The organism is Enterobacter cloacae complex sp. IR5402 (assembly GCF_049238125.1).
Taxonomy (GTDB): domain Bacteria; phylum Pseudomonadota; class Gammaproteobacteria; order Enterobacterales; family Enterobacteriaceae; genus Enterobacter; species Enterobacter hormaechei_C.
The window spans coordinates 207,545-231,744 of the sequence record NZ_JBMKHO010000005.1 but is presented as its reverse complement, the minus strand read 5'-3'; the positions used below and the strand labels follow the sequence as shown (position 1 = coordinate 231,744).

The window sequence follows — 24,200 nt, the reverse complement described above, 5'->3', positions numbered from 1 at the left end:
GTCACCTGTATAACCAGTAGGCGGTGGCGTCGATGCTGGCACCACTCGCAATATAACGTTTAAGCGCAGCGGTGTTGCCCATCTGGGTTGCGACCCGCAGCGTCGATACCTGTTGTTGCTCCGCCCAGTGCAGCGCCGCCTGCATGAGTTTCTCGCCCATGCCGCGCCCGGCTAACAGTCCGATGCGCGCCTCGTGCTCGGTGAGCCTGCGAAGCGAAACAAAACCCTGAATCTGTCCCCCGTCAGTACGGAACACCAGACATACGTGGTCAAACGTGCCTTTGACCGCATTCTCTATCCACTGAGCATAAAAGCGACCGTTGTCATCGGGCGCATACCAGGGCGCCCGGAAACGGCTCTGAGCGAAGGCCAGCGCCGCCATCTTGCGCAGCGTGGGGATATCCTGCTCCGTTGCAATTTCCGCGCCCGGTGAGGCGTAGCGAGCCACGGTAACAGAGAGATCAACCTCGCCCTCGACCAGCCGGAATCCGTGCTGCTGGAGGGCGTCCAGCAGATCGGCGCGGTCCGCCGGGATCTTAGCCTGTACGCGCTGCCAGGCGCTGAAGTCTGCATCCTGCAACGCAGGGGCATTGTCGCGCAGACGCACTATCGCTGAGGGACGCGCAAAAAATGCGCTTTCCCACTCAAGAGACTCCAGCACGCCGTTGAGGATACTCAACGCCACACGCCTTTGGTATCAACAACATACTGCTGACGTACGGCATCACCGGAAACCGCTTTAAACGCATTGTGATCCACCAGCAGCACCAGCACATCCGCCGTCGCCAGCGCGTCATCCAGGGCGGTAAGGGTGCAGTGACCGGCAAGTTTTGCCGGCAACGCATGAATATTCGGCTCAACCACCAGCGTTTCACCGCTGTGCCAGGCAGCGATCATTTCGGCAATTTCCATCGCCGGGCTTTCGCGCAGATCGTCAATATTCGGTTTGAATGCCAGACCAAAGCAGGCAATTTTCAGCTCACTGGCGCGTTTGCCGCTGTCGGCCAGGCAATCCGCGACCGTGGCTTTGACCTGGTTGATAACCCAGTGCGGTTTATGGTCGTTTACTTCGCGCGCGGTGCGAATCAGGCGTGCCTGTTCCGGATTTTGCGCCACGATAAACCACGGATCGACCGCGATGCAGTGCCCACCCACGCCCGGCCCCGGCTGAAGGATGTTCACGCGGGGGTGACGGTTGGCAAGACGAATAAGTTCCCAGACGTTAATCCCCTGATCGGCGCAAATCAACGACAGTTCATTCGCAAACGCGATGTTAACGTCGCGGAAACTGTTTTCGGTCAGTTTGCACATCTCGGCGGTGCGGGAGTTGGTCACCACACATTCGCCTTCAAGGAAAATTTTATACAGCTCGCTGGCGCGCGCGGAGCAGACTGGCGTCATGCCGCCAATCACGCGGTCATTTTTAATCAGTTCCACCATCACCTGGCCTGGCAGTACGCGCTCAGGGCAGTAGGCGATATTGATATCGGCCTGGTCGCCCACCTGCTGGGGGAAGCTAAGATCGGGACGCGCCTCGGCCAGCCACTGTGCCATCTGCTCGGTTGCCCCAACAGGTGAAGTGGACTCAAGGATAACCAGCGCCCCTTTCTTCAGCACAGGCGCAATGGATTTTGCCGCCGCCTCGACGTAAACCATGTCAGGCTCATGATCGCCTTTAAAGGGCGTTGGAACCGCAATCAGGTACGCATCGGCTTCTACCGGCGTGGTGCTGGCGCGCAGGAAGCCACCGTCCACCGCCTTTTTCACCACGCGATCGAGATCGGGCTCCACGATATGAATTTCGCCACGGTTGATGGTTTCCACCGCGTGCGCGTTGATATCTACGCCAACGACCTGCTTTTGACGAGAGGCAAAGGCCGCCGCAGTAGGCAGCCCGATATAGCCAAGACCAACAACAGAGATGGTAGTAAAACTCATAGCGTTACCCGATTGTGTTTAAGTGCGTGCAAAATACGACCACAAGCCTGCCCGTCACCGTACGGATTGTGGGCCCGGCTCATCGCCTGATACTCTTCATCGTCATGCAGTAAGCGCGTGACCTCTTCGACAATACGACGCGGATCCGTTCCCACCAGACGCACGGTACCGGCAGTAACCGCTTCCGGGCGTTCGGTGGTTTCACGCATCACCAGTACCGGCTTACCGAGGGAGGGCGCCTCTTCCTGAATGCCGCCAGAATCGGTCAGGATCAGCCAGGCGTGGTTCATCAGCCAGACAAATGGCAGATAGTCCTGCGGCTCGATCAGGAGCACGTTTTCCACGTGACCCAGGATACGGTTGACCGGTTCGCTGACGTTCGGGTTGAGGTGCACCGGATAGACAATCTGCACATCCTCGTTCTGCGCGGCGATTTCAGCCAGCGCGTGGCAGATTTGCTCAAAGCCACGGCCAAAGCTTTCGCGGCGGTGGCCCGTCACCAGAATCGTTTTCTTGCCGTTGTTCAGGAACGGATAGCGCGCAGCAAGTTCTGCCTGAAGCTCGCTGTTAGCCAGCACGCGGTCACGCACCCAAATCAGCGCATCAATGACCGTATTGCCGGTGACGAAGATCTTGCTGTCGCTGATATTTTCGCGCAGCAGGTTTTGGCGTGAGTTCTCGGTTGGCGCAAAATGGTACATCGCCAGGTGACCGGTGAGCGTACGGTTGGCCTCTTCCGGCCACGGGGAATAGAGATTGCCGGTACGCAGACCCGCTTCAATATGACCAACGGGGATACGCTGATAGAACGCGGCCAGGCTGGTTGCCACGGTAGTAGTGGTGTCGCCGTGCACCAGCACTACATCCGGCTTGAACGACTCCAGAATAGGCTTTAATTCTTGCAGAATACGGCAGGTTATTTCCGTCAGTCCCTGTCCCGGTTTCATTATATTGAGATCGTAATCCGGGACGATAGAAAAGAGGGTTAAGACCTGATCGAGCATCTCACGGTGCTGGGCAGTCACGCACACTTTCGCTTCAATATCAGGATCTCTGGCCAGCGCATGAACCAGAGGCGCCATCTTGATGGCCTCCGGCCTGGTGCCAAATACGGTTAGTACTTTCACATCGATTCTCTTCGATTAGACGATGAAGGTCACAGCCTTCATCGTAGACGGCGTTCTTAGTTTGTGCGGCGACGCAATAACGCTACGCCAGCGCCAGTCAGTGCGCCCACAATCCCCCACATGATCATCAGGAATGCGCGACGCGGACTATCGCGTTTTACAGGCTCTTCAGGCGTTCTTAAATAACGATAGGTCTGAAAACGCGGGTCCAGCGTTGGACCGACGTTGAGCGTATTGAGCATGGCGCGGTTTTGGTCGTAATCAAGGTCAAAGTCAGGGCCAACGGCCTGGATATTTTCCAGACGAGCCTGAAGCATTGGGCGACCAAGAAGGAACATTTCTGAATCCGGGAGTTCGTCCGCCGGAACATCCGTTTCGCTACGGGAAATATTGTGCTGTTCCGCAATCTTCAGCGCCTGCTCAAGATTATGCACGCGACGGGCGAAGATGGCCTTAGCGACCTCTTCCTGGCGTTTGACCTGCGCTTTCATCTGGATAGTGCGCGCAGCCCAGGCGCCTTTCAGCTCGTCATTCAAATGGCTGGCCGCGCGCTGGCTGGCAAAAGCAACGTACTGACGCAACAGGTTATTGGCGTCCGGCGCCGTTTCCGCAATCAGCTTCACGCTGTCGCTAACGTTACGAAGCACATCGCCAGGCATAAACTGAATGTTATTAATCAGATCATCCAGCAGCGCGGCATCCGCTTTGCTGTTACCGACCATGCGCTGCTTGTAGTAGTCCGTCTGGGACCAGAAATCGCGACGTGTATCCCACGACGCCAGCTGCATCACAAACTCTTTGTAGGATTCATCCATCACCGAGGCCTGATCCGGGGTCGCCAGATTGGCCTTGATATCAAGATTACGCAGGAATTGCTGCTGGGAGTAGTAGCCTCCAAGCATATTCACCGTTGGTCGGTCTGTGATCGCCGTGGCGCTCCACTCTTGTTTTGCAAAGAAGGTGTAAGCAAGCGCTAACAGCGCGAACCCCAAGGCAATCCCTACAATCCACAGTTTGCCCTGCCATAACACGCGAAACAAACCACGAATATCCAGCTCGTTCTCAGTGCCCACTGATTTCGCTCCCGCCAACGGTTGAGTCATCATAGTCCCGGTTTTACTTAGTTAATGTTGTGTTTTTGCCACTGTTCCGACGCATCCTGCGTTTTAAACGTTTAATAAAACGCGCGACTTTCCATGCACGCTTGATGCAGTAACCGTACATGAAAAATGCTAGCAAGAATAATACCAACATTACCCATTCAGGAATGAAATGTGCGTATTCTGCGGCAACGCCAATCGCAGCCAGAATAGCAGCCGCAAGCGTAATCAACACAAATGCCTGACGAGACGTGAAGCCGGCGCGCATAATCAGGTGGTGAATATGCTGCCGATCGGGAGAAAACGGGCTCATTCCTTTACGCAGACGGCGGTACATAATAGCGACCATGTCCATCAGCGGGATGGCGATAATCCAGAGAGCCGTTACCGGGCTGATAGGGTGCGTTTTACCCTGCGTGGTTTCCAGCAGGACCCAGATAACCGTAAAGCCAATCAGGGTACTGCCCGCATCGCCCATAAAGACTTTATAGCGACGCCCTAACACACCCAGGTTCAGGCAGATGTATGGCAGGATGGCGGCAATCATAGCAAAGCACCACATTGACAGGCTGTACTGGCCGTCAAACCATAAGATGATGCCGATCGCGCCAAACGAAACAGAGGACAGCCCACCAAGCAGACCGTCTATACCGTCAACCATGTTAAAGGCGTTGATAGCCGCCCACACGGCAAACAGCGTCAGGAAGAAGCCGAATGGCCCAAGCACCAGCTCCCAGGGACCAAACACGTAGCCCAGGCTTCTGAGATAGAGGCCGCCTACCACCATCATAATGATGCCAATGGCCGCCTGTACCGTCGCGCGGAACTTCACGCTGATATCAAAACGATCATCAAGGGCGCCGACCAGTACCAGCACACCGGCACATGCCAGATAGAGTGCGGCATGGGGGATATAATAATCCGCGATCCCGAATGTGAAACAGATGCCTGCGTATACCGAAACGCCGCCCACCAGCGGAATAAGCCCCTGATGACGTTTACGGAAGTTCGGTTTGTCCACTAACCCAATTCTTTTTGCTACCTTGCGCGCAATGAACAAAAAACAGGTTGTGAATAAAAAAATACTGATCAGCTCAGTTACTGCAGTGAGTAGATTCACAATGGATTGCTCTCAACAAATGTTAGTCCCGGAAGTATAACCATGAAGCCACTGCCTCAGAAGGATTAAAGATGGCTTCTCACAACTCCCTTTGTATGTTTTTCAATCAATTATTTCTTTGACTGTGCAAACATTCTTATTGTCGCACCGACAGGTCAAAATTGGGAGTGTGTGGTAATAGCGTATAGTCCATAAATAAAAAACGCCACGTAAAAACGTGGCGTTTACTGGGATTATTTGCGTTACGAGCGTTTCATCATGTCGAAGAAATCGTCGTTCGTTTTGGTCATCGCCAGTTTGTTGATGAGGAATTCCATTGCGTCGATTTCGCCCATTGGATGGATGATTTTGCGCAGGATCCACATTTTCTGAAGCTCTTCCTGAGTGGTAAGCAGCTCTTCTTTACGGGTACCGGAACGGTTGTAGTCGATCGCCGGGAAGACGCGTTTTTCTGCGATTTTACGAGAAAGGTGCAGTTCCATGTTGCCTGTACCTTTGAACTCTTCGTAGATAACTTCGTCCATTTTGGAGCCGGTATCGATCAGCGCCGTCGCGATAATGGTCAGGCTACCGCCCTCTTCCACGTTACGCGCCGCACCGAAGAAACGCTTCGGACGATGCAGGGCGTTGGCATCCACACCACCGGTCAGTACTTTACCGGAAGCCGGCACCACGGTGTTGTAGGCACGCGCCAGACGGGTGATGGAGTCGAGCAGGATGATCACATCTTTCTTGTGCTCAACCAGGCGTTTCGCCTTCTCGATAACCATTTCCGCAACCTGAACGTGGCGGGAAGCAGGCTCGTCGAAGGTAGACGCAACCACTTCCCCTTTCACCAGACGCTGCATCTCGGTCACTTCTTCCGGACGTTCGTCAATCAGCAGCACCATCAGCACACAGTCTGGGTGATTGTAAGCAATGCTCTGCGCGATGTTTTGCAGCAGCATGGTTTTACCGGCTTTTGGCGGCGCTACAATCAGACCACGCTGGCCACGACCAATTGGCGATGCCAGATCCAGCACACGCGCGGTTAAGTCTTCAGTAGACCCGTTACCACGCTCCATGCGCAGGCGAGAGTTCGCGTGCAGCGGCGTTAAGTTCTCGAACAGGATCTTATTGCGGGAGTTTTCCGGTTTGTCGTAGTTGACTTCGTTAACCTTCAACAGCGCAAAGTAGCGTTCACCCTCTTTTGGAGGACGAATCTTACCTGAAATGGTGTCACCAGTGCGGAGGTTGAAACGGCGGATTTGGCTAGGGGATACGTAGATGTCGTCAGGGCCGGCGAGGTAGGAGCTGTCTGCGGAGCGGAGGAAACCAAATCCGTCTTGCAGTATCTCCAGCACACCGTCGCCAAAGATATCTTCGCCACTCTTAGCGTGCTGCTTCAGGATGGCGAAAATGATGTCCTGCTTGCGCATACGAGCCTGGTTTTCCAGTCCCATATTTTCGCCGAGAGTGATCAGCTCAGAAACCGGCGTATTCTTTAATTCGGTAAGATTCATAATGGTGTGGGTTCTTAAACTCGGGGTGATTCTCGAACTTAATGTTGTGAATGGTATGGCAGGGTCATCCATGCCTGTTTAGCGGCCATCACCTCATGTCTGTTCGCTGTCTGGTCACAGGGAAAGAACGCAGAACTGAAACGACAAGACGGATTGAGTGACAAGCCCGGAATCTAGCAACTTCACGCACTGTTTATGTTAACAACGGGAAGTATCGGGTAAAACAAGATTCAAACAACAAGATATGTTTAAAACGTAGTCATAGCTAACTTAGCACGACTAAAGCCGGGCGTCCAGATCTCGCCGTTAATTAGGCGCTCTGGACGCTCAGCTGAGAAACCTTACGCCAGGTTAGCGTCCAGGAACTCTTTCAGTTGACCTTTGGACAGTGCGCCCACTTTGGTCGCTGCCACGTCACCGTTCTTGAACAGCAGCAGGGTCGGGATGCCACGGATACCGTATTTTGGCGCGGTGCCCGGGTTCTGGTCGATGTTCAGCTTGGCAACGGTCAGTTTGCCCTGATATTCGTCAGCGATTTCATCCAGAATCGGAGCGATCATTTTGCAAGGACCACACCATTCAGCCCAGAAATCAACGAGGATCAGCCCGTCAGCTTTAAGTACGTCCGTGTCAAAACTGTCGTCAGTCAGGTGAATAATTTTATCGCTCATATATAACTCCACAGGAATAAGCCTGGTACGTTGGTTTTGTCTCCACCAACGACGTGTTGATGTCGCATTAACCAACTAAAGGTTGACTTTATTTCACCGGATACGCTTTCGTAAAGCAATAGTAAGCTGATATTCTACCACACTATGAGCAAAACACATTTAACAGAACAGAAGTTTTCCGACTTCGCCCTGCACCCAAAGGTGATCGAAGCCCTTGAAACTAAAGGGTTTCATAACTGCACGCCCATTCAGGCTCTCGCCCTGCCGCTGACGCTGGCCGGTCGCGATGTTGCAGGGCAGGCGCAAACCGGTACTGGCAAAACGATGGCGTTTTTAACGTCAACGTTTCATTATTTACTTTCTCACCCAGCGATTGCAGACCGCAAAGTTAACCAGCCGCGCGCGCTAATTATGGCCCCGACGCGAGAACTGGCGGTACAGATCCACGCAGACGCTGAGCCCCTGGCGCAAGCCACCGGCCTGAAACTTGGCCTGGCCTACGGCGGCGACGGCTACGATAAACAGCTGAAAGTGCTGGAAAGCGGCGTCGATATCCTGATTGGGACCACCGGCCGTCTTATCGACTACGCCAAACAGAACCATATCAACCTCGGCGCAATCCAGGTCGTGGTGCTGGATGAAGCAGACCGCATGTACGATCTGGGCTTCATTAAAGACATCCGCTGGCTGTTCCGCCGTATGCCTGCGGCAAACCAGCGTCTGAACATGCTGTTCTCCGCAACCCTGTCATACCGCGTACGTGAACTCGCATTCGAGCAGATGAACAATGCGGAATATGTGGAAGTAGAACCGGAGCAGAAAACCGGGCACCGCATTAAAGAAGAGCTTTTTTATCCTTCTAATGAAGAGAAAATGCGCCTGTTGCAAACCCTGATCGAAGAAGAGTGGCCGGATCGCGCGATTATCTTCGCGAACACCAAACACCGCTGTGAAGATATCTGGGGTCACCTGGCGGCAGATGGTCACCGTGTCGGCCTGCTGACCGGCGACGTGGCGCAGAAAAAACGCCTGCGCATTCTCGACGAATTTACTCGTGGCGACCTTGATATTCTGGTCGCGACCGACGTGGCGGCCCGTGGCCTGCACATTCCAGCCGTGACGCACGTCTTTAACTATGACCTGCCAGATGACTGTGAAGACTATGTACACCGTATCGGTCGTACTGGTCGTGCAGGCGCAAGCGGTCACTCCATCAGCCTTGCGTGTGAAGAGTATGCGCTGAACCTTCCGGCCATTGAGACCTACATCGGTCACTCTATTCCACAGAGCAAATACAATCCGGAAGCGCTGTTAAGCGAGTTGCCGCCACCTAAGCGCCTTACACGTCCACGCTCCGGCAATGGCCCGCGTCGTTCCGGCGGTGCACCGCGTAATCGTCGTCGTTCAGGTTAAGAAAATATGCTCAGCTCCACCTCGCTTTATGCGGCAATTGATCTCGGTTCGAATAGTTTTCATATGCTGGTTGTGCGCGAGGTGGCGGGAAGCATACAAACGCTGACGCGCATTAAGCGCAAGGTCCGCCTCGCGGCGGGCCTGAGCAGCGATAATCATCTCTCCCCGGAAGCCATGGAACGTGGCTGGCAGTGTCTGCGTCTGTTTGCAGAACGTTTACAGGATATCCCGCTCAGTCAAATTCGCGTTGTTGCCACGGCGACCCTACGTCTTGCGGTTAACGCTGGCGATTTCATTGCCAGAGCACAGGAAATTCTGGGCTGTCCGGTGCAGGTCATCAGCGGTGAAGAAGAAGCGCGTCTGATTTATCAGGGTGTGGCGCATACGACCGGCGGCGACGATCGTCGTCTGGTGGTCGATATCGGTGGCGCCAGTACCGAACTGGTCACGGGCACAGGCGCGCAGGCGACGTCGCTCTTCAGCCTGCCAATGGGCTGTGTGACCTGGCTGGAACGCTACTTTACCGATCGAAACCTTGCCAAAGAGAATTTTGACGAGGCGGAAAACGCGGCGCGTGCGGTCCTGCGCCCGGTCATGGACGAACTGCGCTATCACGGCTGGAAAGTGTGTGTCGGCGCGTCTGGAACCGTGCAGGCGTTGCAGGAAATCATGATGGCACAGGGGATGGACGAGCGGATCACGCTTGCCAAACTCCAGCAGCTTAAACAGCGCGCCATCCAGTGTGGTCGTCTGGAAGAGCTTGAAATAGAAGGGCTGACGCTTGAACGCGCGCTGGTTTTCCCCAGTGGGCTCGCCATACTGATTGCCATTTTCACCGAGCTTAATATCCAGTGTATGACCCTGGCAGGCGGTGCGCTGCGTGAAGGTCTGGTCTACGGAATGCTGCACCAGTCGGTCGATCAGGACATCCGTAGCCGTACGCTGCGTAACGTTCAACGCCGCTTTATTGTGGATACCGACCAGGCGCAGAGAGTGAGTCAACTGGCGTCACAGTTTGCCGATCAGGTGAAAAAAAGCTGGGATATTGAACCGTTAAGCCGCGATCTGTTGCTAAGCGCCTGTGCGCTACATGAAATTGGTCTCAGCGTGGAGTACAAGCAGGCACCGCTGCACGCGGCCTGGCTGGTGCGTAATCTCGATTTGCCGGGTTATACGCCCGCCCAGAAGAAGCTGCTGGCCACCCTGCTGCTGAATCAGACTAACGCCGTCGATCTCTCTTCCCTTCACCAGCAGAACGCTGTGCCGCCGCGCGTGGCGGAGCATCTGTGTCGTCTGCTTCGGCTGGCGATCCTGTTTGCCAGTCGGCGTCGAGATGATTTGCTGCCAGCGATTACGCTGGCGGCAGACGATGAGAAACTGACGCTGACGCTACCGGAAAACTGGCTTGAGGATCATCCCCTTGGGGCGGAACTGATTGAGCAGGAGTACCAGTGGCAGAGCTATGTGCACTGGGCGCTTGATGTGAAGTGACCCTTGAAGCGTGCCGGGTGGCGGCTTCGCCTTACCCGGCCTACAAATAGTTATCCCTTCTCTTTGGCTTTTGCCAGCATCGCGCGAATGTTTGCCACGTTTGCCTGCCCTTTATGCATACGCTCTTCAGCGGTAATGACTTTACGCTCCTGCTCCCAGATAAGATCGCCCTGAGGCAACTCCAGCAGAAAACGGCTCGGCTCCGGGCGCACCAGCTCACCATACTGACGGCGCTCTTTGCACAGCGTAAACGTCAGCTCTTTCTGCGCACGGGTGATCCCAACGTAGGCCAGACGGCGCTCTTCGTCGACGTTATCTTCATCAATGCTGCTCTGGTGCGGCAATAGGCCCTCTTCCATCCCCACCAGATAGACATAAGGGAACTCCAGCCCTTTCGAGGCATGTAACGTCATCAGCTGAACCTGATCGGCCTCTTCTTCGCTTTCCCCGCGCTCCATCATATCGCGCAGCGTGAAGCGGGTGACCACCTGCGTCAGGGTCATGGGCTCGTCAATCTCAGATCCTTCAAGCATTTCGGTCATCCAGCTGAAGAGCTGGTTAACGTTTTTCATGCGCATCTCTGCCGCTTTCGGGCTGGCGGAGGTTTCATACAACCAGGATTCGTAATCAATGCCGTGGATCAGATCGCGTACTGCCGCCACAGGCTCGCGCTCAGCCAGACGCTGCACCTCACCCAGCCAGTGGGTAAAGCGGGTTAAGGCCTCATAGCCGCGCCCGGTCAGGGTCTGGCTCAGCCCCATATCGAAGCTGGCGGTGAACAGGCTTTTGTTGCGGGTCATCGCCCATTCACCCAGCTTTTGCAGCGTCGCAGAGCCAATCTCGCGCTTCGGCGTATTTACAATGCGCAGGAAAGCGCTGTCGTCATCCGGGTTGGTCAGCACGCGCAGATAGGCCAGCAGATCCTTGATTTCCGGACGCGAAAAGAACGACGTACCGCCGGAGATTTTGTAGGGGATGCGGTTCTGCATCAGCATCTTTTCAAAGACGCGCGACTGGTGGTTACCGCGATAGAGGATCGCGTAATCCTTGTATTCAGTTTTGTTGACGAAGTGATGGGCAATCAGCTCGCCGGTTACGCGCTCCGCTTCGTGCTCTTCGTTATTGGCGCTAAGGACTTTCAGCTCGGTGCCGTAACCCAGTTCGGAGAACAGGCGCTTCTCAAAGACGTGCGGGTTATTGGCAATCAGGATGTTCGCCGCCTTCAGGATACGCCCGGAGGAACGGTAGTTCTGCTCCAGTTTAATCACCTGCAACGCCGGGAAGTCTTTGCTCAGCAGCACCAGGTTTTGCGGACGTGCGCCACGCCAGGAGTAAATCGACTGATCGTCATCGCCTACAACGGTAAAACGCGCGCGCTGTCCTACCAGCAGCTTTACCAGCTCGTACTGGCTGGTGTTGGTATCCTGGTATTCATCCACCAGCAGGTAACGAATTTTGTTCTGCCAGCGCTCGCGCACCTCTTCATTCCGCTGAAGCAGCAGCGTCGGCAGCAGGATCAGATCGTCGAAATCCAGGACGTTACAGGCTTTCATATGCGCGTCGTAAAGACCGTAGCAGTGGGCAAAGATGCGGTCGCGCTCGCCTTTGGCACTTGCCGCTGCCTGGGCCGGCGTCATCAGATCGTTTTTCCAGTTCGAGATCGTCGAGATCAGCTGTTGCAACAGCACTTTGTCATCTTCGATCAGCCCTTCCGTTAGCTCTTTAAGCAGCGCCACCTGGTCGGTGTCATCAAAGAGAGAAAAGTTGGACTTCATGCCCAGCGCCGCGTATTCGCGCTTGATAATATCCAGACCCAGCGTGTGGAAGGTGGAGATCATCAGCCCGCGCGCCTCTTTACGGCCCAGCGTCTGGCCGACGCGCTCTTTCATCTCACGCGCCGCTTTGTTGGTAAAGGTGACCGCCGCGATATGGCGCGCCTGGTATCCACAACCCCGAATTAAATGGGCGATTTTGTTGGTGATCACGCGTGTTTTACCGGATCCCGCTCCCGCCAGCACCAGGCAGGGTCCGGTGACGAATTCGACAGCTTGTTGTTGTCCGGGGTTTAAACGCATAAATGATCACTCAATGAAAGTCGGGAGAGGAGGAAAAACGCGTGGTAGTATACCGACCGTAAACTCGTTGACTCAAGGCACGATCATGGCAAAAACAGCAGCAGCACTGCATATCCTTGTTAAAGAAGAGAAACTGGCACAGGATCTGCTCGAACAGATTAAAAACGGCGCCGACTTCGGCAAACTGGCGAAGAAACACTCGATTTGCCCGTCAGGCAAACGCGGTGGTGACTTAGGCGAGTTCCGCCAGGGCCAGATGGTCCCGGCATTTGATAAAGTGGTTTTCTCCTGCCCGGTGCTGGAGCCAACCGGCCCACTGCATACGCAGTTCGGCTATCACATTATCAAAGTGTTATACCGCAACTAATCAAAAGCCCGGTGCATTGACTCACCGGGCTTTTTTATTTGGCTGTTCCGGCGTTCAGATGCCGTCGCCGTATTCGAAGGTGTGGTGAATACCGTTGAAGTGCTGATCCATATCCATCGACGGCTTATCGCTGTCTGGCTTACCGACGATGCGCGCCGGGACGCCAGCGGCGGTGGTGTGCGGCGGTACAGGCTGGAGCACAACCGACCCCGCGCCAATCTTCGCGCCGCGTCCGACTTCAATATTGCCGAGGATTTTAGCACCCGCGCCAATCATCACCCCTTCACGAATTTTCGGATGGCGATCGCCGCTGGTTTTACCGGTACCGCCCAGCGTAACGGATTGCAGGATCGACACGTCATCTTCGATCACCGCCGTTTCACCGACAACAATGCCGGTGGCGTGGTCGAGCATGATCCCGCGGCCAATTTTCGCCGCCGGATGAATATCGACCTGGAAGGTCACGGAAACCTGGTTTTGAAGAAAGATGGCCAGCGCGCGGCGTCCCTCATTCCATAACCAGTGGCCGATGCGGTACGCCTGTAAGGCGTGGAATCCTTTGAGATACAGTAGCGGCGTGGAGTATTTATCCACCGCCGGGTCACGCGTACGCACGGCCTGAATGTCGCAGGCGGCAGAAGCAATCATCTCCGGATCTGCGGCGTAGGCCTCTTCCACCACCTCGCGAATGGCAATAGCAGGCATGATAGGGGAAGCCAGTTTATTGGCGAGCATATAGCTCAGGGCGCTGCCGAGATTTTCGTGCTTAAGTAGCGTCGCGTGATAGAAACTGGCCAGCATGGGCTCACAGTCGGCCAAAGCTCGGGCTTCGGCTTTAATATTATTCCAGACGATATCCAGTTCTTCACACGGCATTGCTTGCTCCAGACGATAGTTAATGACCAGCCAGTTCTGCGCTGGCTGGGTCATTCAGGTGACGATACTTCCCGGCTAATTGCTGCTGCGCTCGTCCTTGCGCGCACGACCTAATAAGGTCAATGCTGCCTCGCGCGCATTTTTTCCGCAATACAATACCTGATAAATTTCCTCGGTTATTGGCATTTCGACACCGAAACGGTGCGCCAATTCGCGAACTTCTTTGGTATTGCGATAGCCTTCAACCACCTGACCAATCTTCTCCTGCGCGCTTTTTACATCGCTGCCCTGTCCGAGCATCATGCCAAAGCGGCGGTTACGCGACTGGTTATCGGTGCAGGTCAGCACCAGGTCGCCCAGCCCAGCCATTCCCATAAAAGTGGCCGGATCGGCACCGAGCGCTTCGCCCAGGCGGGACATTTCGGTCAGACCACGGGTGATCAGCGCCGTACGCGCATTCGCGCCGAAACCGATGCCGTCAGACATCCCGGCCCCGATGGCAATGACGTTCTTCACCGCACCGCCCAGCTGTACGCCGATAAAATCAGGGTTGCTGTACACGCGGAAGCTTTTGCCGCAGTGCAGCAGTTGCTGAAGATCGTCGGAAAATGCCTGGTCGGTGGACGCCAGCGAGATCGCCGTCGGCAAGCCCGCAGCCAGCTCTTTGGCAAAGGTCGGCCCCGAGATCACCGCCAGCGGGATCGCTGTTCCCAGCGCTTCGCGGGCAACGTCCTGCAACAGACGTCCGGTTTCCGCTTCCAGCCCCTTCGTCGCCCACACAATACGCGCATCCGCACGCATCAGCGGCTTAATCTGACGCAGGACTTCGCCAAACACGTGGCTTGGCACCACAATCAGAATATTGCGGCTGGCCGCCAGCGCGGTCGCGAGGTCGCTTTCCAGATAGAGAGAGTCAGGGAACGGAACGTCCGGGAGAAACGCCACGTTGCAGCGGTCGTGTTGCAACGTCGCGATATGTTTTGGATCGTGGCCCCACAGGACCACGTCGTGACCATTTCTTGCCAGCGTGATGGCAAGAGCGGTGCCGTAAGAGCCGGCACCGATCACAGTCATTGACGCATTAACAGTGCTCATCAGGCATCCTGATGTTGTTCGGCACCTTCGCCAGCCTGCTGCTGTAGATAGTTCATGAACAGCGCATCAAAGTTTACTGGCGCGAGGTTCAGTTGCGGGAATGTACCGCGAGAAACCAGGCTGGTGATGCATTCACGCGCATACGGGAACAGGATGTTCGGGCAGTATGCACCCAGGCAATGCGCCATCTGGTTGCCTTCGATGCCGCCGATGGAGAAGATACCGCCCTGCTGAACTTCGCACAGGAACGCAGTTTCTTCGCCCAGAGAGGCGGTCACGGTGACACGCAGTACGACTTCATACACATCATCCGCCAGCTGGGTGGATGCGGTATCCAGATCAAGTTTAACCTCTGGCTGCCAGTCTTTCTGGAAAACGTGCGGCGCATTTGGCGCTTCGAAAGAGACATCCTTGGTGTAGATGCGCTGGATCTGGAAAGTCATCTCGGTGTTATTTTGTTCTGACATGGAAAAACCCTTTTTAATTGTCCTAAAGTCTCTAGCTCAGCAGCGGATCGAGTCCACCACGGGCGTCGAGCGCATACAAGTCATCACAGCCGCCAATGTGCTGCGCATCAATAAAAATCTGTGGAACCGTTGTGCGACCACTGCGTTGGATCATCTCTTCGCGTTTAATCGCGTCACCATCGATCGGCAGTTCCTTGAACTTTACGCCTTTGCTGGACAGCAGCGCTTTCGCTCGGTGGCAGAACGGGCACGTTGCTTTGGTGTAGATCTCAATATTGGCCATCACTTAACTCCTTATTTACCGCGCACTAAAGGAAGATTCTCCCCGCTCCAGCCGGAGATGCCTTCTTTCAGCACCGTTACGTTTTCAAAGCCTGCTTTATGCAGTGCGTTGGCAGATTCCTGCGCCTGCATGCCAGTGCCGTCAACAACAATAATCGGCTGAGCTTTATGCTTCTCCAGCTCACCAATGTTGTTCGCTTTAATTTCCGCTGGCAGCAGGTTGATAGCACCTGCAATATGGCCCTTGCGGAAATCGTCGCGCTGACGCAGATCGACAACCACGGCGTCCTCTTTGTTGATCAGACGTGTCGCTTCACCGCGGGTGATCACCTTAATTTTAGACGTCAGTCCTTTAAATGTGGTGAACAGTACAGCGACCAGCAGGCCAATCCACGCGATGCTCAGAACCGGGTGGCGGCTAACGAATTGCATAATTTCTTGCATGGGGGGTAACAACTCCCGACTAAGTGATTAAAAAAACCAGGACAGGAGTATACCTGTGCGCTGTGGCAAATACAGCCAGCGACATAAAGCTAATCTATTTTCTGCGGCATGCCACGTAAAAAAAGCCTCAAAATGGCCTGAGAACAGCCTTGCCCCCGCGCTTTCTTTGATCTTCTGCGGCTATTTTATCGATTCAGCTGTAGTAAAATTACGCAAATTTTTTGTCTCTTGAGCATGAGGTTGTCGCAATGTCGGTTTCTAAAAAACCTATGGTACTGGTGATTCTGGATGGCTATGGCTACCGTGAAGATCAACAGGATAACGCCATTTTCAACGCCAAAACCCCGGTTATGGATGCGCTATGGGCAAAACGTCCCCACACCCTGATTGATGCGTCTGGCCTGGAAGTGGGTCTGCCGGATCGTCAGATGGGCAACTCAGAAGTGGGTCACGTTAACCTGGGTGCGGGCCGTATCGTTTATCAGGACCTGACACGCCTGGACGTTGAAATCAAAGAACGTACATTCTTTGCCAACCCAACGCTCACCGGAGCGGTTGATAAAGCCGTTGCCGCAGGCAAGGCCGTTCACATTATGGGTCTGCTCTCTGCGGGCGGTGTTCACAGCCACGAAGATCACATCATGGCGATGGTAGAACTGGCCGCTGAGCGCGGTGCGGAAAAAATCTATCTGCACGCCTTCCTGGATGGTCGCGATACGCCACCACGCAGCGCAAAAGGTTCTCTTGAAGCGTTTGAAGACAAATTTGCCGCACTGGGCAAAGGCCGCGTGGCGTCCATCATTGGTCGTTACTATGCCATGGACCGCGACAACCGCTGGGACCGCGTTGAGCAAGCCTATGATCTGCTGACCCTGGCAAAAGGCGAGTTCCAGTTCCCGACCGCCGTTGAAGGCCTGGAAGCGGCTTACGCGCGTGATGAAAACGACGAATTTGTGAAGGCAACCGTGATCCGCGCTGAAGGCCAGGCCGATGCCGCCATGGAAGATGGCGATGCGCTGATCTTCATGAACTTCCGTGCCGATCGCGCGCGCGAAATCACCCGCGCCTTCGTCAACAGCGATTTTGACGGTTTCGCCCGTAAGAAAGTGGCGAAAATTGATTTCATCCAGTTGACCGAATATGCAGCGGATATCAAAGCCCCATGCGCGTATCCGCCCGCCTCGCTGGCAAACACCTTCGGCGAGTGGATGGCGAAAAATGACAAAACGCAGCTGCGCATCTCCGAAACTGAGAAGTATGCGCACGTGACATTCTTCTTTAACGGCGGCGTAGAAGAGCCGTTTAAAGGCGAAGACCGCATCCTGATTAACTCACCGAAAGTCGCCACTTACGATCTCCAGCCAGAAATGAGCTCTGCGGAGCTGACCGAAAAACTGGTGGCCGCGATCCAAAGCGGTAAATACGACACCATCATCTGTAACTATCCGAATGGCGATATGGTGGGCCACACCGGCGTGATGGAAGCAGCCGTTAAAGCGGTTGAAGCGCTGGACCACTGCGTTGAGCAGGTTGCGAAAGCGGTTGAATCCGTAGGCGGCCAACTGCTGATTACCGCTGACCACGGTAACGCAGAACAGATGCGTGACCCGGCAACCGGTCAGGCACATACCGCCCATACCAACCTGCCTGTTCCACTGATTTATGTGGGTGATAAATCAGTGAAAGCAGTGGAAGGCGGCAAGCTTTCCGACATCGCGCCAACCATGTTGTCGCTGATGGGTATGGAAATCCCTGAAGAGATGACTGGCAAGCCGCTGTTCATCGTGGAATAATCGCTCCCCATGAGGGGAAAGGCGATTTTTTCAATCACATGGGTCGTGAAGCCGCTTCGGTTATCAGTCAGACCTCTGCTTTGCGCCAGCGCACTCAGCGCTGGCGTATTGCTGTGCGCCGCATCCGCCCACGCGGATGACCGCGATCAGCTTAAATCCATTCAGGCCGATATCGCCGCCAAAGAGCGTGCGGTACGTCAGCAGCAACAGCAGCGCGCCACCCTGCTCGCCCAGCTTAAAAAGCAGGAAGAGGCCATTTCCGCCGCCGCGCGTAAGCTGCGTGAAACACAAAACACCCTTGCCCAGCTCAATAAGCAAATCGATGAAATGAACGCGTCGATTGCGAAACTGGAGCGTCAGCGCGATGCCCAGGAGCGGAACCTTGCTGCACAGCTTGATGCTGCTTTCCGTCAGGGTGAACACACAGGTCTTCAGCTGATCCTCAGCGGTGAAGAGAGCCAGCGAGGCCAGCGTTTACAGGCCTATTTCGGCTATCTTAACCAGGCGCGTCAGGAGACCATTGCGCAGCTGAAACAGACGCGCGAAGAAGTCACCACGCAAAAAGCCGAGCTGGAAGAGAAGCAGAGCCAGCAGCAAACGCTGCTCTACGATCAGCAGGCGCAGCAGGAGAAGCTTGAGCAGGCGCGCAATGAGCGTAAGAAGACGCTCGCCGGGCTGGAGTCCTCTATCCAGGCAGGACAAAGCCAGCTGAGCGAAATGCGCGCCAACGAATCGAGACTGCGTAACAGCATTGCCCGGGCAGAAGCCGCGGCCAAAGCGCGCGCCGAAAAAGAAGCGCGCGAAGCGCAGGCGGTGCGTAACAAGCAGCAGGAAGCCTCCCGGAAAGGCACCACCTACAAACCGACTGAAAATGAACGTTCCCTGATGTCCCGTACCGGCGGCCTCGGCTCCCCGCGTGGTCAGGCTTACTGGCCCGTTCGCGGTACGATCCTGCATCGCTATGGCGAACAGTTGCAGGGTGAGCTACGTTGGAAGGGGATCGTTATCGGTGCGTCTGAAGGTAGCGAAGTGAAAGCCATCGCCGATGGCCGCGTGATCCTGGCCGACTGGCTACAGGGTTATGGGCTCGTGGTGGTGGTTGAACACGGTAAAGGCGACATGAGTCTTTACGGCTACAACCAGAGTGCGCTAGTCAGCGTTGGCACTCAGGTGCGCGCGGGTCAACCCATTGCCCTTGTGGGCAGCAGTGGCGGTCAGGGCCGCCCGTCACTCTATTTCGAAATTCGTCGTCAGGGTCAGGCGGTCAATCCACAGCCGTGGTTGGGAAGATAAGTTTTGCTTCAATTTCGTCGAATTGTTTTTTCCGTAGTCAGCGCACTGGCGCTGGCTGCACCGGTTTATGCAGGCAAACTCGCGATTGTGATTGATGACTTCGGTTATCGACCACACTATGAAAATCAGGTGCTGGCGATGCCGTCAGCCATCTCTGTCGCCGTCCTGCCTAATGCGCCTCACGCGCATGAAATGGCGACCAAAGCGCACAATGGCGGCCATCAGGTCCTTATCCATCTGCCGATGGCCCCCCTCAGCAAGCAGCCGCTGGAAAAAGATACCCTGCGCCCGGACATGAGCAGCGACGAGATCGATCGCATCATCCGCGATGCGTACAATAAAGTGCCGTATGCCGTGGGTCTGAATAACCATATGGGCAGCGCGATGACCTCCAGCCTGTACGGTATGCTGAAAGTGATGCAGGCGCTGGAGCGTTACAACCTCTATTTCCTCGACAGCATGACCATCGGCAACAGCCAGGCGATGCGTGCCGCTCAGGGAACGGGCGTGAAAGTCATCAAGCGCAAAGTATTCCTGGATGACTCCCAGAACGAAGCGGATATCCGCGTCCAGTTCAACCGCGCGGTACAGCTGGCGCGCCGTAACGGTTCGGCGATTGCCATTGGGCATCCGCATCCATCTACCGTTCGCGTTTTGCAGCAAATGTTGCCGGGCTTACCCGCCGATATCACGCTGGTGCGTCCGAGCGATCTGCTCAATGAACCTCAGGTGGATACTTCTCGTCCGGGTAGCGCGCAACCACCCGCAACGCGGCCACGTAATCCATTCCGCGGCGTGAAGAACTGCACGCTGAAACAGCCGCCTGAACCGGTCTATGCAACCCGCTTCTTCACGGTGATTGGCGAAAGCATCAGCAGCAGTACGCTGGTTAAATACGTCCAGCAACAGTGGCAGGGTTGGGGAAAAAAAGCCTGATCGGCTAACGCCTATTCTGCCAGATAAGAGTCCGACTGCTCTTTTGCAACGGACTCTTTCTTTTCCCGATTCTGATACCAGGCCTTGAAATACTTCAAAAAACTGTACGCCGTGGCATAAAACCCTGTCACCACACCCACTTTGCCCTGACGCCAGGCACCACTAAACAGATACCATTTGAAAAATGCGCCGATAGCGCTGATCGCGCCGCGACCAAGAGAGGGACGTATCGTCTGATATTGAACCAGGCGAGTGGTATATCCGTTTAATTTATTGAAAAGTTCATGCAGTGAATAAAACGTATCATGTCTGACATAGCCAGGAATACGTTCAGAACGGAGAAAACCTTCGACCTGATCGTCTACTGGCCGGTTATTAAATCGCGACTGCGTACGGTTAAAAAGACGCACCGGATAATCCGGTGATGAGACGGGATAAATCGTTCGGACATTTTCTCCCAGAACAAACCAGTGACGACATATCCGCCACGCCATATCCGATTCGGGTTCATCGCCCATTTTTAATTTTAAAATAGCATCAACGGTTTCTTGATCGAGTATTTCGTCGCTGTCCATGCACAGCACCCAGTCGTTGTGTGCATGGGATACGGCATGGTTCATCTGCTCGCCGTGCCAGCTATATTTTTTGAATATGGCCGACAATCCATAACTCTGGCAAATATATATCGTTGCGTCTGTACTTCCGGAATCAACTACAACGAATTCATCCGCTATTTTTAAAAGAGGAGGAATAACATCGTGCAACGTTCTTTCGGAGTTAAACGTTAATAAGCAGACCGTTATTTTAAACATTTTCTCACTCTCTCAATAACAACATAAATACTTTCGCTAATAGTATCTAATTGAGAAGAGGCGATTAAAGTCTTAAATCACACTTTTAAAATAAGCGCGTTTAAAACGTTTTCTTATAAAAAGACAAAGAAATACAAAAAATCTATTTTATTTCAACAAATTCTTTATAATGCGGTCAGATGAAGGGTAGCATACGGATTCAGACATGCCGCAAAAACGTAAAATCCTCCTCCTGGACACGGGCAAAGAATGGGGGGGAGGTACCAACAGTATGCTTGAGCTTCTGAAGCGAATCAACCGCGAAAAATTCGACATTACTTGTTGTTTTTACAGTGATTATAGTCGTGCTGAAGGTGAAACGATAGGCCAGGTGCTCAATAGCATTGGGATACCTCTACTCGTTATCCCTCAACGTAAGCAACCGGCATGGGCAAAACTCCTGAAAGAAGCGGGACGTGGTCTGCTGTTTTTCTCGCGTTCGGCGCGCAAAGCATTTACGCGACATATCGATACCCTGTGGCGCATTCGCCCCAACGTCAGCAAGATCGAGACCATTTTCAGGGAAGGTGGTTTCGATACGCTGTATATGAACAACCAGCCAGGCTCTAACGAAGAAGGGTATCTGGCGGGCGCAAACCTGCATGCGCGGATAATCCAGCACTGCCGGATTGAACCGGTGCTGACCCCGCCGCTGGTGAAGCTGGTGAATGCCCATGCCACAAAAATCATCGCCGTCTCGCACGGCGTTGAACGTGTGCTACTTCAGCATGGCGTCCGGCCAGCGCTGTGTACCACGGTCAACAATGCTATCGACATCCACCAGCCTTTGCCTGACCGACGCGCGATGCGCCAGCGCCTGAACATTGATGACGACACGTTTGTGTTCGGCAGCATTGGCTCGCTAATCCCTCGCAAAGCCAACCACCATACGCTGGAGGCGCTGGCACAGTTCAGCCAGAGGCACCCGCAGGCAAAATGGAAGATGGTGCTGGTCGGTGAAGGGGCGGAGCGCGGCGCACTGGCGGCACAGGCTGACGCGCTGGGTATTGCTGAGCACGTCATTTTTACCGGTTTCCAGAACACGCCTTTTGACTATCTCGCCACCTTTGACGCATTTATTCTGGCCTCGAAGAGCGAAGGCCTGCCGCGCGTCGTGCTGGAGGCAATGCTGCTGAATATTCCCGTGATTGGTTCAAAGGTGACCGGCACGGCAGAATTGATCGATCATGAGTCGACCGGCCTGCTGTTTCCCTGGAGCGACGTGTCGCAACTTGCTCAACATCTGGATAATATCTGGCAGGATCCTGCTCTGCGCGCCCGGCTCGCCGCTGCCGCACACCAGAATGTCTGCAACATGTATGCCATTGAAAGCTATGTTAACGGTGTCGAGGCCGTTCTTGGCGCGCAATAACCAAACGAGAAGAACATGTTTAAATTCCTGAATGCTCGCTACCGCCACATTACCGGGCGTCATAACATTCCCTACGCTTCCCTTCCGGTCACGCGCGATCTCGTTGCGGTTGATTCCATCGTGATCCCGTGTACGGGCGCGGATTTCGTCGAAGAGGCGTTATTATCAGCGACCTTTGCAGAGCGTTACGCCACCGACGTCAGCGAGATTGTTATCGTCAGCGATCAGCCTGAATCCGCTTTCGGCGAGCTGCCGCTAAAAACCCGCGTTGTGACCCTCACGCTTCCAAAACGTGAAGAAGACTACCGCTATAAGCAAATCTACCTCAGTCGTCTGGTGAAGCTTAATGCTCCGTTGCAGGCGCGCGGTGAAGGGGTGCTGATGATCGACTCCGATCTCAACCTGCTTAAAATGCCAGAGATCAACATGGCGGATATGCACATCTACTCCAGCTTCCGTCAGGGCAAAATGATTGCCAAGCTGGACGGTGCGCCAGCGGAGAAAGTGCCGGCATATTACAAAGAAACGGTGCGCCCGTATCTGGTCGATCACGTTAACGGCGCGTTTCTTGCGGCCACCAAAAAGACCTGGCGCCGTATCTGCCCGCTGTGGCTGACGCTGTTCCAGGATACCTGGGAGCTGATGGACGATACGCAGCCGCCGACCGATCAGCTGCCGCTCGCTGCGCTGCTGGACATGCTGGATGTAAAAACGGTTAACCTGGGCGACTGGATGAACTGGCCGGTCTCCAAGAAGATCGGCGGTCAGGAAGCCGTTGTGCCGAAAGAAGTGATTGGCGCGCACGGTGGTTTCCCGCTTTCCGAGTGGCAGAAGTATCTGGAATCGCCGGATAACAAACTGCTGTTCAAAGGTCAGGACTACACCCGCAAGGTGCGTTACCTGACGGACGAAGAGAAAAAGAATCAGTAAAAAAAGGGGCCGCTGGCCCCTTTTTCATTATTTATCCCAGCTCAGGATCACTTTCCCTGACTGGCCGGAACGCATCGCGTCAAAGCCCTGCTGGAACTCATCGATGGAGAAACGGTGAGTGATAATCGGGGACAGATCCAGACCAGACTGGATCAGCGCGGCCATCTTGTACCAAGTCTCAAACATCTCGCGGCCATAGATGCCCTTAATGAATAGCCCCTTGAAGATGACTTTGTTCCAGTCGATGGACATATCTGACGGCGGAATACCCAGCATCGCGATACGACCACCGTGGTTCATGGTGTCGAGCATGGTGCGGAACGCGGGTGGCGCGCCGGACATCTCCAGACCCACGTCAAAGCCTTCGGTCATGCCCAGCTCTTCCATCACATCGGTCAGGCTCTCTTTCGAGACATCCACCGCGCGGGTGACGCCCATTTTGCGCGCCAGCGACAGGCGGTATTCGTTCACGTCGGTGATCACCACGTTGCGCGCACCCACATGCTTCGCCACGGCTGCCGCCATAATACCGATGGGGCCTGCGCCGGAGACCAGCACGTCTTCCCCCACCAGGTCGAAGGAGAGCGCCGTATGTACCGCGTTGCCGAACGGGTCGAAGATGGAGGCCAGATCGTCAGAGATATTGTCCGGGATTTTGAACGCGTTAAACGCCGGGATCACCAGGTATTCCGCGAAGCAGCCCGGACGGTTCACGCCCACGCCGACGGTGTTGCGGCACAGGTGGGTACGCCCACCGCGACAGTTGCGGCAGTGACCACAGGTAATGTGGCCTTCACCGGAGACGCGGTCGCCAATGTTGAAGCCTTTCACTTCCTGGCCGATGCCGACTACTTCGCCGACATATTCGTGGCCGACTACCATTGGCACGGGAATAGTTTTTTGCGACCACTGGTCCCAGTTGTAGATGTGAACGTCAGTACCGCAGATGGCGGTTTTACGAATTTTGATCAGCAGATCGTTATGACCGACTTCCGGCTCCGGTACGTCGGTCATCCAAATCCCTTCTTCCGCTTTCAGTTTGGATAACGCTTTCATC

23 protein-coding genes are annotated in these 24,200 nt (G+C 54.7%); 8 read left to right on the top strand and 15 right to left on the bottom strand.

The annotated features are described in order from the left end of the window. Window position 1 precedes the first annotated feature (1 nt). The 7 genes from rffC to trxA form a co-directional block, all read right to left on the bottom strand. Entirely contained in the window at window positions 2–679 is a 678-nt protein-coding gene (rffC, locus tag ACOTXL_RS11545) for a dTDP-4-amino-4,6-dideoxy-D-galactose acyltransferase (RefSeq protein WP_045350341.1), read from the bottom strand. Beyond that, window positions 676–1,938, bottom strand: coding sequence for a UDP-N-acetyl-D-mannosamine dehydrogenase (wecC, locus tag ACOTXL_RS11540; protein WP_022650164.1), 1,263 nt, complete (start codon window positions 1,936–1,938; stop codon window positions 676–678). Before wecC ends, rffC begins: the two co-directional genes overlap by 4 nt. Further along, a complete protein-coding gene (gene wecB / locus ACOTXL_RS11535; protein WP_006812390.1) occupies window positions 1,935–3,065 on the bottom strand; it encodes a non-hydrolyzing UDP-N-acetylglucosamine 2-epimerase in 1,131 nt (376 codons plus the stop codon). Before wecB ends, wecC begins: the two co-directional genes overlap by 4 nt. Before the next feature lie 56 nt (window positions 3,066–3,121). Continuing rightward, window positions 3,122–4,168, bottom strand: a complete 1,047-nt coding sequence (wzzE, locus tag ACOTXL_RS11530; RefSeq protein ID WP_017383601.1) for an ECA polysaccharide chain length modulation protein — start codon at window positions 4,166–4,168, stop codon at window positions 3,122–3,124. 13 nt (window positions 4,169–4,181) lie between these two features. Continuing rightward, on the bottom strand, window positions 4,182–5,285 hold the full coding sequence (gene wecA / locus ACOTXL_RS11525) for a UDP-N-acetylglucosamine--undecaprenyl-phosphate N-acetylglucosaminephosphotransferase (protein WP_045350342.1): 1,104 nt from the start codon (window positions 5,283–5,285) through the stop codon (window positions 4,182–4,184). Window positions 5,286–5,527: 242 nt separating this feature from the next. Continuing rightward, window positions 5,528–6,787: a transcription termination factor Rho gene (rho, locus tag ACOTXL_RS11520; RefSeq protein ID WP_001054528.1), complete on the bottom strand. Its 1,260-nt coding sequence runs from the start codon at window positions 6,785–6,787 to the stop codon at window positions 5,528–5,530. Between the two features lie 341 nt (window positions 6,788–7,128). Then, window positions 7,129–7,458, bottom strand: coding sequence for a thioredoxin TrxA (gene trxA, locus ACOTXL_RS11515; protein WP_006812392.1), 330 nt, complete (start codon window positions 7,456–7,458; stop codon window positions 7,129–7,131). A gap of 144 nt (window positions 7,459–7,602) precedes the next feature. Here trxA and rhlB point away from each other — a divergent pair, with 144 nt between their 5' ends. Both rhlB and gppA read left to right on the top strand, forming a co-directional pair. Beyond that, window positions 7,603–8,871: an ATP-dependent RNA helicase RhlB gene (gene rhlB / locus ACOTXL_RS11510; RefSeq protein ID WP_003860827.1), complete on the top strand. Its 1,269-nt coding sequence runs from the start codon at window positions 7,603–7,605 to the stop codon at window positions 8,869–8,871. Window positions 8,872–8,877: 6 nt separating this feature from the next. Then, on the top strand, window positions 8,878–10,362 hold the full coding sequence (gene gppA / locus ACOTXL_RS11505) for a guanosine-5'-triphosphate,3'-diphosphate diphosphatase (RefSeq protein ID WP_045350344.1): 1,485 nt from the start codon (window positions 8,878–8,880) through the stop codon (window positions 10,360–10,362). A gap of 50 nt (window positions 10,363–10,412) precedes the next feature. On the opposite strand, the gene rep is transcribed toward gppA, so the two are convergent. Then, window positions 10,413–12,437 (bottom strand): DNA helicase Rep, encoded by a 2,025-nt coding sequence (gene rep, locus ACOTXL_RS11500; RefSeq protein ID WP_045350345.1) that lies wholly within the window; start codon window positions 12,435–12,437, stop codon window positions 10,413–10,415. An 85-nt stretch (window positions 12,438–12,522) separates the two neighbouring features. Here rep and ppiC point away from each other — a divergent pair, with 85 nt between their 5' ends. Further along, on the top strand, window positions 12,523–12,804 hold the full coding sequence (gene ppiC, locus ACOTXL_RS11495; protein WP_006812396.1) for a peptidylprolyl isomerase PpiC: 282 nt from the start codon (window positions 12,523–12,525) through the stop codon (window positions 12,802–12,804). A 54-nt stretch (window positions 12,805–12,858) separates the two neighbouring features. On the opposite strand, the gene cysE is transcribed toward ppiC, so the two are convergent. From cysE to ACOTXL_RS11470, 5 genes are all read right to left on the bottom strand, one after another. Continuing rightward, window positions 12,859–13,680, bottom strand: coding sequence for a serine O-acetyltransferase (gene cysE, locus ACOTXL_RS11490; RefSeq protein ID WP_022646641.1), 822 nt, complete (start codon window positions 13,678–13,680; stop codon window positions 12,859–12,861). A gap of 75 nt (window positions 13,681–13,755) precedes the next feature. Next, complete coding sequence (gpsA, locus tag ACOTXL_RS11485; protein WP_006812398.1) at window positions 13,756–14,775, bottom strand: NAD(P)H-dependent glycerol-3-phosphate dehydrogenase; 1,020 nt, start codon at window positions 14,773–14,775, stop codon at window positions 13,756–13,758. Then, the gene (gene secB / locus ACOTXL_RS11480; protein ID WP_003860835.1) at window positions 14,775–15,242 is read right to left on the bottom strand and encodes a protein-export chaperone SecB; all 468 of its coding nucleotides are present in this window, start codon (window positions 15,240–15,242) and stop codon (window positions 14,775–14,777) included. Before secB ends, gpsA begins: the two co-directional genes overlap by 1 nt. Before the next feature lie 31 nt (window positions 15,243–15,273). Beyond that, the gene (gene grxC, locus ACOTXL_RS11475; RefSeq protein WP_045332955.1) at window positions 15,274–15,525 is read right to left on the bottom strand and encodes a glutaredoxin 3; all 252 of its coding nucleotides are present in this window, start codon (window positions 15,523–15,525) and stop codon (window positions 15,274–15,276) included. Window positions 15,526–15,536: 11 nt separating this feature from the next. Then, window positions 15,537–15,968, bottom strand: a complete 432-nt coding sequence (locus ACOTXL_RS11470) for a rhodanese-like domain-containing protein (RefSeq protein ID WP_003860840.1) — start codon at window positions 15,966–15,968, stop codon at window positions 15,537–15,539. Between the two features lie 248 nt (window positions 15,969–16,216). Between ACOTXL_RS11470 and gpmM the strand changes: the two genes are divergently transcribed. The 3 genes from gpmM to ACOTXL_RS11455 are packed head-to-tail and all read left to right on the top strand — an operon-like array spanning window position 16,217 to window position 19,990. Then, the gene (gene gpmM, locus ACOTXL_RS11465; RefSeq protein WP_022650159.1) at window positions 16,217–17,761 is read left to right on the top strand and encodes a 2,3-bisphosphoglycerate-independent phosphoglycerate mutase; all 1,545 of its coding nucleotides are present in this window, start codon (window positions 16,217–16,219) and stop codon (window positions 17,759–17,761) included. A gap of 33 nt (window positions 17,762–17,794) precedes the next feature. Next, window positions 17,795–19,054 (top strand): murein hydrolase activator EnvC, encoded by a 1,260-nt coding sequence (gene envC, locus ACOTXL_RS11460; RefSeq protein ID WP_026094345.1) that lies wholly within the window; start codon window positions 17,795–17,797, stop codon window positions 19,052–19,054. Between the two features lie 3 nt (window positions 19,055–19,057). Beyond that, the gene (locus tag ACOTXL_RS11455; RefSeq protein ID WP_032634365.1) at window positions 19,058–19,990 is read left to right on the top strand and encodes a divergent polysaccharide deacetylase family protein; all 933 of its coding nucleotides are present in this window, start codon (window positions 19,058–19,060) and stop codon (window positions 19,988–19,990) included. 11 nt (window positions 19,991–20,001) lie between these two features. On the opposite strand, the gene ACOTXL_RS11450 is transcribed toward ACOTXL_RS11455, so the two are convergent. Next, window positions 20,002–20,802: a glycosyltransferase family 2 protein gene (locus tag ACOTXL_RS11450; protein WP_045332956.1), complete on the bottom strand. Its 801-nt coding sequence runs from the start codon at window positions 20,800–20,802 to the stop codon at window positions 20,002–20,004. 205 nt (window positions 20,803–21,007) lie between these two features. Between ACOTXL_RS11450 and ACOTXL_RS11445 the strand changes: the two genes are divergently transcribed. Both ACOTXL_RS11445 and ACOTXL_RS11440 read left to right on the top strand, forming a co-directional pair. Next, complete coding sequence (locus tag ACOTXL_RS11445) at window positions 21,008–22,213, top strand: glycosyltransferase (RefSeq protein WP_045350346.1); 1,206 nt, start codon at window positions 21,008–21,010, stop codon at window positions 22,211–22,213. A 15-nt stretch (window positions 22,214–22,228) separates the two neighbouring features. Continuing rightward, window positions 22,229–23,143, top strand: a complete 915-nt coding sequence (locus tag ACOTXL_RS11440; protein ID WP_045350347.1) for a hypothetical protein — start codon at window positions 22,229–22,231, stop codon at window positions 23,141–23,143. Between the two features lie 27 nt (window positions 23,144–23,170). On the opposite strand, the gene tdh is transcribed toward ACOTXL_RS11440, so the two are convergent. Continuing rightward, window positions 23,171–24,199 (bottom strand): L-threonine 3-dehydrogenase, encoded by a 1,029-nt coding sequence (gene tdh / locus ACOTXL_RS11435; RefSeq protein WP_017383610.1) that lies wholly within the window; start codon window positions 24,197–24,199, stop codon window positions 23,171–23,173. Window position 24,200: the final 1 nt, after the last annotated feature.

Coding starts and splice junctions, on each gene's coding strand:
- gpmM (WP_022650159.1), top strand. CDS start 16,217: ATGTCGGTTTCTAAAAAACCTATGGTACTGGTGATTCTGGATGGCTAT.
- tdh (WP_017383610.1), bottom strand. CDS start 24,199: ATGAAAGCGTTATCCAAACTGAAAGCGGAAGAAGGGATTTGGATGACC.
- cysE (WP_022646641.1), bottom strand. CDS start 13,680: ATGCCGTGTGAAGAACTGGATATCGTCTGGAATAATATTAAAGCCGAA.
- rhlB (WP_003860827.1), top strand. CDS start 7,603: ATGAGCAAAACACATTTAACAGAACAGAAGTTTTCCGACTTCGCCCTG.
- ppiC (WP_006812396.1), top strand. CDS start 12,523: ATGGCAAAAACAGCAGCAGCACTGCATATCCTTGTTAAAGAAGAGAAA.
- gppA (WP_045350344.1), top strand. CDS start 8,878: ATGCTCAGCTCCACCTCGCTTTATGCGGCAATTGATCTCGGTTCGAAT.
- rep (WP_045350345.1), bottom strand. CDS start 12,437: ATGCGTTTAAACCCCGGACAACAACAAGCTGTCGAATTCGTCACCGGA.
- wecC (WP_022650164.1), bottom strand. CDS start 1,938: ATGAGTTTTACTACCATCTCTGTTGTTGGTCTTGGCTATATCGGGCTG.
- trxA (WP_006812392.1), bottom strand. CDS start 7,458: ATGAGCGATAAAATTATTCACCTGACTGACGACAGTTTTGACACGGAC.
- gpsA (WP_006812398.1), bottom strand. CDS start 14,775: ATGAGCACTGTTAATGCGTCAATGACTGTGATCGGTGCCGGCTCTTAC.
- ACOTXL_RS11445 (WP_045350346.1), top strand. CDS start 21,008: ATGCCGCAAAAACGTAAAATCCTCCTCCTGGACACGGGCAAAGAATGG.
- rho (WP_001054528.1), bottom strand. CDS start 6,787: ATGAATCTTACCGAATTAAAGAATACGCCGGTTTCTGAGCTGATCACT.
- wzzE (WP_017383601.1), bottom strand. CDS start 4,168: ATGACTCAACCGTTGGCGGGAGCGAAATCAGTGGGCACTGAGAACGAG.
- ACOTXL_RS11470 (WP_003860840.1), bottom strand. CDS start 15,968: ATGCAAGAAATTATGCAATTCGTTAGCCGCCACCCGGTTCTGAGCATC.
- grxC (WP_045332955.1), bottom strand. CDS start 15,525: ATGGCCAATATTGAGATCTACACCAAAGCAACGTGCCCGTTCTGCCAC.
- ACOTXL_RS11440 (WP_045350347.1), top strand. CDS start 22,229: ATGTTTAAATTCCTGAATGCTCGCTACCGCCACATTACCGGGCGTCAT.
- secB (WP_003860835.1), bottom strand. CDS start 15,242: ATGTCAGAACAAAATAACACCGAGATGACTTTCCAGATCCAGCGCATC.
- ACOTXL_RS11450 (WP_045332956.1), bottom strand. CDS start 20,802: ATGTTTAAAATAACGGTCTGCTTATTAACGTTTAACTCCGAAAGAACG.